Source organism: Streptomyces sp. NPDC054956 (assembly GCF_053609185.1).
In genome coordinates this window covers 1-7,616 of sequence record NZ_JBSGXB010000337.1, presented here as the reverse complement: position 1 = coordinate 7,616, position 7,616 = coordinate 1, and the positions used below count along the sequence as shown (strand labels likewise).

The following is a 7,616-nucleotide window of genomic DNA, read 5'->3' as shown; positions in this document are numbered from 1 at the left end:
GACTTGGGGCCCACGATGTGCGGGCTGACGGGGCGAGGGCGGCCACTGCGGGGCGATGGGGCTGCCGGGTGGCGACGGGACCGCCGGGAAGGGCCATGGGGAGGAGCGGCTGCCGGTCGTGGGCGGCCCATGTCCAACCACAACTAACCGTCGGTCGCGGTCCGCGGGGAGCACCTATCGATCTGAGGCGGCTTATGTCCAGCCACGGACGATCGACGGCCGCCGTTGTCGGGGGGCACCTAGCGATCTGGCGCGGCTTATGCCCAGCCACAGGCGGTGGTTGGACGCCATCGATGAGGAGCGCGTAGCGATCTGGGGCGCCTGGCGCACCGCCAGGATCATTCAGGCGCTGCTCGGGGCAGGTTGGGGCATCTTTGGTTGCCCCGGCCGCTCTCCGCTTCGCTGGGCGGCCCGGGCTGGTGGTTCTCCTCCCTCCGGCCCGTTCCTTTGGGGGCTTCCCGGCAGTCCTTGTCTTTCCGGGGCGGGCCGGTCGGTCAAGGGTGGCCGAAGGCCATCGCGTAGCGACGCGACCGAAGGGAGCGCCCTTGAGGGACCGGTCCGAACCGGAGAGACGATGGGACTGACGGGAAGTCCCCAATCCCTGTCACGCCCCGGACCGCGAGGGCATCGCTCTCCCGTAACCCCCGGCCGAATACTCGCTCCCGGCTGGGAAGGATTGGGCTTCCCCTGCCCCCGCCGGGCTTCCGCAGCCCCCGACCCGCAGCCGCCCCCTACTCCCGGCCCAGGATCACCGTGCCCGACGAGCAGAACCAGCCGCCTGTGCCTGAGGCTACGGCTACTCGGGGGAGGGTGCCGTTGCGTTTGTGGACCTGGCCTTCGCCCGCCTCGCCGCGGAGTTGGCGTACCGCCTCGACCAGGAGGAACAGGCCGCGCATGCCCGGGTGGCAGGCCGAGAGGCCGCCGCCGTCGGTGTTGACCGGGAGTTCGCCGTCCCGCAGGAGGCGGCCCTTCTCCACGAAGGCGCCGCCCTCGCCCTTCGCGCAGAAACCGAGGTCCTCGAGCGTCACCAGGGTCATGTACGTGAAGGCGTCGTAGATCTCCGCCAGGTCGACGTCGGCCGGGGTCAGGCCCGCGCGCTCGAAGGCGAGCTTGCCCGAGACGGCGGCCGGGGAGACCGTGAAGTCCTCCCACTCCGACATCGTGGTGTGCGAGATCGCCGTGCCCGAGCCCAGGATCCAGACCGGCTCCTTCGCGGTGTCCGGTACGTAGTCCTCCGCGGCCAGCAGGACGGCGCAGCCGCCGTCCGAGCGGATGCAGCAGTTCAGCTTCGTGAAGGGGTCGGCGATCATGCCCGAGTTCAGGACGTCGTCCACCGTGATCGGGTCGCGGAACATCGCGTCCGGGTTGGTGGCGGCGTTCGCCCGTGCCTGGACGGCGACCTCGGCGAGCTGTTCCAGCGTCGTGCCGTACTCGTGCATGTGGCGCCGCGCGGCCATCGCGTACTTGGAGACCAGCGTGTGCCCGTACGGCACCTCGAACTGCAGCGGTCCCCGCGCCCCGAAGGAGAGGTTCGAGGTCCGGCGGCGGGCCTTGATGTCGGCGCGCGCGGTGGATCCGTAGACGAGGAGGACCGCGTTGGCGTGGCCGGCGGCGATGGCATCGGCGGCGTGGGCCGCCATGACCTCCCAGGTGGAGCCGCCGACCGAGGTGGAGTCGACCCAGGTGGGGCGCAGTCCCAGGTACTCGGCCACTTCGACCGGCGCGAGGATGCCGAGGCCGGCCGAGGCGAAGCCGTCGACGACCGAACGGTCCAGGCCGGAGTCGGCCAGGGCGCGCCGGGCGGCCTGCGCGTGGAGGGCGTACGGGGTGGGACCGTCGACCCGGCCGCAGTCCGAGAGGGCGACGCCGACGACGGCGACCCTGCGGCGGGGCGTGGACGGGGTGGGCGCGGTCGCGGGCCCGCTCAAGGGTCCGGGCATGGGTCCAGGCATGGGGCGACGGTATATCTGACGGTGCGTCAGGCGCTAGTGTGCGCCGCGTTCGTCTCGTCGGTGCGAACGGGCCGGGCCCCGCAGGGGGGCGCGTGAGCGCACCCCCCTGCGGGGCCCGGCATTCGGACTTCATCCGGCCGCCTTCATCCGGCCGTTGTCGTCGCCGTTGTCGTCGCCGTCGCCGTCGCCGGCGCCCTCACCTCACCTCCACGACTCCGACGCGTTCTTCCCCGGCAGCGGCCGGCCGATCAGGGCGAGCGGGATGAAGAAGTTGACCTGGCCTATCGCGATCGTCAGCGTCGCGAGCGCCTTCTCGTCGTACTGCTCGAGCGCCCGCGCGTACAGCTCGTCCGAGACGCGCTGCTCGCCGCGTGCCGGCGGCTGGAGCACGGCCTCCACCAGGGCGAGGGCGACGCGCTCGGCCTCGGTGAAGCAGGGGGCGTCCTGCCACGACGCCACCGCCGTGATCCGCTCCTCGGACTCCCCGTCCTTGCGGAGGCTTTCCGTGTGCAGGGAGGTCAGGTAGGTGTTGGTGACGATCTGGCCGGCGCGCAGCTGGACCAGGTTGATCGTGGTCTGCGGTACCGAGCCGTTGCCGGTGGCCTTGAAGAGTGCGCCGGCCACGGCTCCCAGTTCGGGGACGAGCCTGACCGGGTTGGACAGCCGGGAACCCGTCGTCGTCTCCGGCGTACTGGTCGAAAGTGCGTCCATGGCGTGTGCCTTCCTCGGGGTTTCGGGCTCTTGGGGTCTTGGGCCCTTCGTGTTGCCTTCACTCCTCTGACCCGCGCCGGCCGGCGAGTGTGACAGCCCCGGGGATCTTTTTCGTGCGGCGCCCGTCGCGGCGCCCCTCGCTCCGCCGGTCCTCCGCCTCCCGGCCGTGCCCCTGGTGCCCGGCCGTGCACCCGGTGCCCGCGGCGGATCTCGTTACCGCCGCCGCGCCCCTGTGCATATGGCGCCGCCCGCCCTAATATGACGGCCCGTCAGATACGGGGAGGAGCCCGACGATGGATGCCGCCTTCACCGCGGAGCAGGACGAGATGCGCCGTACCCTGCGCGAGATCCTGGGCAAACGCTGCGGCCCGGACGAGGTCAAAGCCGCCGTCCGCACCGCCGCCGGACACGACCGCGAGCTGTGGCAGCAGCTCGCCCAGCAGCTCGGACTGCCCGGCATCGCCGTGGCCGAGGAGTACGGCGGTGTCGGCTGTACCCCCGCCGACCTGGCCCTGGCCTGCGAGGAGACCGGGCGGGTGCTGCTGCCCTCGCCGCTGCTCGCCACCGCCGTGCTCGCCGCACCGCTGGTCACCGCCCTGGGCACCGGGGTCCAGCGCTCCGCCCTGCTCCCGCCGCTCGCCGCGGGCGGGCTCACCGCCGCCCTCGCTGTCCCCGGCCGGGCCCTGGCCACCGCCCTCGGGCTCACCGGCGACAACGCCCGGGGCGAGTGGGCCGGCGGCGGCCGCGCCGGAGGGGTGCAGGCCCGCGCCGTGGACGGCGGCTGGCGGCTGTACGGGGAGGTCACCCAGGTGCTCGACGGGCACAGCGCCGCGCTGCTGCTCGTCGCCGCGCACACGGGAGGCTTCGCCCGCAGCCGCACGCTGCTCTTCCTCGTACGGGAGGACGCGCCCGGCCTCGTGCGCTCACGCCAGGCCACCCTCGACGAGACCCGCCCGCAGGGCCGTATCCAACTGCGGGACGTCGAAGCAGAACTGCTCGGCGACGAGGACGGGGACGTGCTCGGCGCCCTCGCCGCCACCGGCCGCGGCGCCGCCGCCGTCCTGGCCGCCGAGGCGGTCGGCGCGGCCGGGCAGGCGCTCGCCCGCACCGTGGAGTACGTACAGCAGCGCGAGCAGTTCGGCCGGGCCATCGGCTCGTTCCAGGCGGTCAAGCACCGGCTCGCCGACCTCTACGTACAGGTCCAGGCGGCCCGGTCCGCCGCCTACTACGCGGCCTGGGACCCGTGGCAGGGCGGCCTCGCCCTCGCCCAGGCCCTGGAAGCCCTGCGGATCACCTCCGGCGAGGCGATCCAGCTGCACGGCGGCATCGGCTTCACATGGGAGCACGACGCCCACCTCTACTTCAAGCGCGCGGCCGCCGACGAACTGCTCTTCGGCCCCGTCCACCGGCTGCGCGCCCACGCCGCGGACGCCGCCGGCCTGTTCGCCCCCGCCCCCCGCAGCGAAGACCGCAACGAAGACCGCAACGAAGAGAAGAAGGTGGCCGTCTGATGGCTGTGGCTCCCGGCGTCGGCGTGAAACTGATGCAGAAGGTCTCCTCGACCATGCTGTTCGCCAAGATCGCCCCGCACTTCATCCCCGCCATGGACAAGGCGGTGCACAAGCTGACCCGGGGCAAGGTCATCCTCAGCGCCCAGATGCTCCCCGGCGTGATCCTCACCGCCAAGGGCGCCAAGACCGGCGAGCCGCGCACCACCCCGCTCGCGTGCATGCCGGAGACCGACGGCGTGAGCTGGCTGCTGATCGGCTCGAACTTCGGCCGCCCGGGACACCCGGCGTGGACCGCCAACCTGCTCAAGAACCCCGACGCGGACGTGAGTTGGAAGGGTCAGGACATCGCCGTACGCGCCCGCCTGCTGGCGGGCGAGGAACGCGCGGCGGCGTGGCAGGCGGTGCTGAAGTTCTGGCCGCCGTACGCGACGTACCAGGCGCGCATCGAGCGCGAGATCCGGTTGTTCCGCCTGGAGCGTCGCTGATCGCGGCGGAAGTCCGGTGGAGCCGTGAAGTGGAGCGGTGAAGACCCGAAGAGGTGAAGACGGCGGGCCCTGTGGTCAGGGTCCGCCGTTACTTCGTCGGCTTCTTGCCCGTGATGCCCAGGTGGACGAGGAGCGCCAGGTTCGGCTTCAGCTCGGCCTGCTTGACGCCCCAGGTCTGGAAGCCCTTCTGGTGCGAGGCGACCGCGGCCAGCATCGCGACGAGCGAACCGGCCATCGCGGCCGGGCTGACGTCCTTGTCGACCTTGCCCTTGGCCTGGAGCTCCTTCATCGACTCCGTGAGGGAGTTGGTGACGGAGTTGAGGATCTTCATGCGGATCTTGTAGAACCGCTTGTCGCCCTCGGCCGCGCCGAGGTCCACGACCCGCAGGATCGCGTCGTTGCGCCGCCAGAACTCCAGGAAACCCTCGACCAGTTCCTCGGCCGCGGCCCACCCTGCCTTCCCGACCCACGCGCGCCCCTCGACCAACGAGGTCAGCTGCGCACCCTCGTTGGCCATGCGCTCGGCGATCTCCAGGACGGCACCCTCGACGTCCGGGAAGTACTGGTAGAAGGTCGCGGGGGAGGTACCGGCCTTGCGGGCGACGTCGATCACTTTGACGTCGCGGTACGGCGAGGAGCTGAGCATCTCGCTGAGGCAGTCGAGCAGCTTCTGCCTCGTCGCCTGACCGCGCCGGCCGGCAACGCGGCCGTCGACGGTGCGTACTTGTCCTGTCATGCCGTCAGCTTACCGAGGGGTGATCGGCGCGCGATTCGGCCGCCTGCAAATGGGGTTACGGGGTACCTGGCCTGGGCGTACACCCCTCCCGGCCGGGGCGGGCGGTCCCTTTCGGCCGGGCGGGCCCCCCGGGCGCGCCGTCCGGCCCGGGGCCCTGTCCCCCGAATAGTCTTATCAACAGGCTGTGGACAAGTTTTCGGGCACATCATGATCCGGAGGTACATGGCTGGGCGAGTACGGCGGAGGGTACACACACCCCCGCACAACGGAAGGAACCGGGCTCATGGCCGCATTCGCGGAAGGCGCACCCTGCTGGGTCGACGCCTCCCTGCCGGACGTCGAGGCGGGCAAGCGCTTCTACGGTGAGCTCTTCGGGTGGACCTTCGCCGACAGCGCGGGACCCGAGTACGGGCACTACACGCAGGCCTACAGCCGCGGCCGCAACGTGGCCGCCCTCGCCCCCAAACCGGACGGCCGGATGCCGACCGTCTGGGGGGTCTACCTCTACACGACCGACGCGTACGCCTGCGCCCAGCGCATCCGCGCCGCCGGCGGGCAACTGGTGATGGACCCGATGCCGGTGGGCCCGTACGGGACCGCCGCGATGGCCGCCGACCCCGGCGGGGCCGTCTTCGGGCTGTGGCAGCCGGGCACCCACCACGGCTTCGACGCCCAGAACGAGCCGTACACGTACTGCTGGACCGAGGTCTACACCCGCGCCCGCGACGCCGTGGACGTCTTCTACGCCAAGGTCTTCGGCTACGTCCCGCAGGATCAGGACGACTCCGGGGGCGCCGAATACCGCGTCTGGTCCCCGCCCGGTACCGCACCCGGCCCGGACACCGCCGTCATGGGCCGCAGCCTGATCACCGACGCCTTCCCCGACATCATGCCCGCGCACTTCCTCGCCTACTTCGCCGTCCCGGACTGCGACCAGTCCGTCGCCATGGTGCAGCGCCTGGGCGGACGGGTGACCGCGGACCCCTTCGACACCCCGTACGGGCGGATCGCGGTCGTCGCCGACAACCAGGGGGCGGTCTTCGGGCTGCTGTCGGAACCCCGCACGAAACAGGGCGCGTAACCGGGCACATAACCGGGCGAGTAGCCGGTCGAGTAGCCGGGCTCACGGGAACGCGCCCGCGTACCCGGGGCCGGACCAGGCCCGGGCCTGACAGAATCGGGTGTGCGCGACCGTGGGCGGCGCCCCGCGGTCGGCCGCCGCACGGGCCGACCGCCGCGTGCCGGCGCGCGTGCAGGTGGCGTGCTTGTTGGAGGAGCGGGGGCCCGCGAGGCAGCCCGTACGGGGATGGGTGTGGAGGCGAGTGGTGGAGCAGCTGACGCAGCACGACCCGAGACGGATCGGCCCCTTCGAGGTGCTGGGACGGCTCGGCGCCGGCGGCATGGGGCTGGTCTATCTCGCGCGGTCGGCGTCCGGCCGGCGGGTCGCGATCAAGACGGTGCGCACCGAGCTCGCCGAGGACCAGCTGTTCCGCGTGCGCTTCACCCGCGAGGTGGAGGCCGCCCGCGCCGTCTCGGGGTTCTACACCGCGGCCGTCGTCGACGCCGACCCGCGCGCGGCCGTGCCCTGGCTGGCCACCGCGTACGTGCCGGCGCCCTCCCTCGAGGAGATCGTCAACGAGTGCGGGCCCATGCCCGCCCAGGCCGTACGGTGGCTCGCGGCCGGCATCGCCGAGGCCCTGCAGTCCATCCACGGGGCGGGCCTGGTCCACCGCGACCTGAAGCCGTCCAACGTGCTCGTCGTCGAGGACGGCCCGCGCGTGATCGACTTCGGCATCGCCAGCGGTGTCTCCAACACCCGCCTGACCATGACGAACGTCGCCGTCGGCACCCCCGCCTACATGTCGCCCGAGCAGGCCAAGGACTCGCGCAGCGTCAAGGGCGCCAGCGACGTCTTCTCGCTCGGCTCCACGCTCGTCTTCGCCGCCACCGGGCACCCGCCGTACCACGGGGCGAACCCGGTGGAGACGGTCTTCATGCTGCTGCGCGAGGGCCCGAACCTGGAGGGGCTCCCGGAAGAGCTCCGCCCGCTCATCGAGTCCTGCATGCAGATGGACGCCACGCTGCGGCCCACCCCGGCCGATCTTCAGGCGCAGCTCGCCCCGCACCTCTTCGAGGGCGGCGACGAGAGCGGCACCGCCTCGGCGTGGCTGCCCGCCCGGGCCGTCGCCATGATCGAAGCCCGCCGGGCGGGCCACCGCAA

7 protein-coding genes are annotated in these 7,616 nt (G+C 72.2%); 4 read left to right on the top strand and 3 right to left on the bottom strand.

Annotation, left to right across the window (positions count from 1 at the left end; all coding sequences use genetic code 11):
• Positions 1 to 731: 731 nt before the first annotated feature.
• Both ACWGDE_RS33275 and ACWGDE_RS33270 read right to left on the bottom strand, forming a co-directional pair.
• Positions 732 to 1,940, bottom strand: a complete 1,209-nt coding sequence (locus tag ACWGDE_RS33275; protein ID WP_453392778.1) for an acetyl-CoA acetyltransferase — start codon at positions 1,938 to 1,940, stop codon at positions 732 to 734.
• A gap of 213 nt (positions 1,941 to 2,153) precedes the next feature.
• A complete protein-coding gene (locus ACWGDE_RS33270) occupies positions 2,154 to 2,663 on the bottom strand; it encodes a carboxymuconolactone decarboxylase family protein (protein ID WP_453392777.1) in 510 nt (169 codons plus the stop codon).
• 293 nt (positions 2,664 to 2,956) lie between these two features.
• Here ACWGDE_RS33270 and ACWGDE_RS33265 point away from each other — a divergent pair, with 293 nt between their 5' ends.
• The gene (locus tag ACWGDE_RS33265; protein ID WP_453392776.1) at positions 2,957 to 4,174 is read left to right on the top strand and encodes an acyl-CoA dehydrogenase family protein; all 1,218 of its coding nucleotides are present in this window, start codon (positions 2,957 to 2,959) and stop codon (positions 4,172 to 4,174) included.
• Complete coding sequence (locus ACWGDE_RS33260) at positions 4,174 to 4,659, top strand: nitroreductase family deazaflavin-dependent oxidoreductase (protein ID WP_453392775.1); 486 nt, start codon at positions 4,174 to 4,176, stop codon at positions 4,657 to 4,659. The genes ACWGDE_RS33265 and ACWGDE_RS33260 overlap by 1 nt, the downstream gene beginning before the upstream one ends.
• Positions 4,660 to 4,747: 88 nt before the next feature.
• On the opposite strand, the gene ACWGDE_RS33255 is transcribed toward ACWGDE_RS33260, so the two are convergent.
• Positions 4,748 to 5,395 carry a TetR family transcriptional regulator gene (locus ACWGDE_RS33255; protein WP_453392774.1) on the bottom strand — a complete coding sequence of 216 codons (648 nt, stop codon included), beginning with the start codon at positions 5,393 to 5,395 and terminating at the stop codon, positions 4,748 to 4,750.
• A gap of 283 nt (positions 5,396 to 5,678) precedes the next feature.
• Here ACWGDE_RS33255 and ACWGDE_RS33250 point away from each other — a divergent pair, with 283 nt between their 5' ends.
• On the top strand, positions 5,679 to 6,476 hold the full coding sequence (locus ACWGDE_RS33250) for a VOC family protein (protein ID WP_453392773.1): 798 nt from the start codon (positions 5,679 to 5,681) through the stop codon (positions 6,474 to 6,476).
• A gap of 241 nt (positions 6,477 to 6,717) precedes the next feature.
• Positions 6,718 to 7,616: serine/threonine-protein kinase (locus ACWGDE_RS33245; RefSeq protein WP_453392772.1), on the top strand; the 899-nt coding region annotated here is incomplete at its 3' end.

Coding starts and splice junctions, on each gene's coding strand:
- ACWGDE_RS33260 (WP_453392775.1), top strand. CDS start 4,174: ATGGCTGTGGCTCCCGGCGTCGGCGTGAAACTGATGCAGAAGGTCTCC.
- ACWGDE_RS33255 (WP_453392774.1), bottom strand. CDS start 5,395: ATGACAGGACAAGTACGCACCGTCGACGGCCGCGTTGCCGGCCGGCGC.
- ACWGDE_RS33265 (WP_453392776.1), top strand. CDS start 2,957: ATGGATGCCGCCTTCACCGCGGAGCAGGACGAGATGCGCCGTACCCTG.
- ACWGDE_RS33270 (WP_453392777.1), bottom strand. CDS start 2,663: ATGGACGCACTTTCGACCAGTACGCCGGAGACGACGACGGGTTCCCGG.
- ACWGDE_RS33250 (WP_453392773.1), top strand. CDS start 5,679: ATGGCCGCATTCGCGGAAGGCGCACCCTGCTGGGTCGACGCCTCCCTG.
- ACWGDE_RS33275 (WP_453392778.1), bottom strand. CDS start 1,940: ATGCCCGGACCCTTGAGCGGGCCCGCGACCGCGCCCACCCCGTCCACG.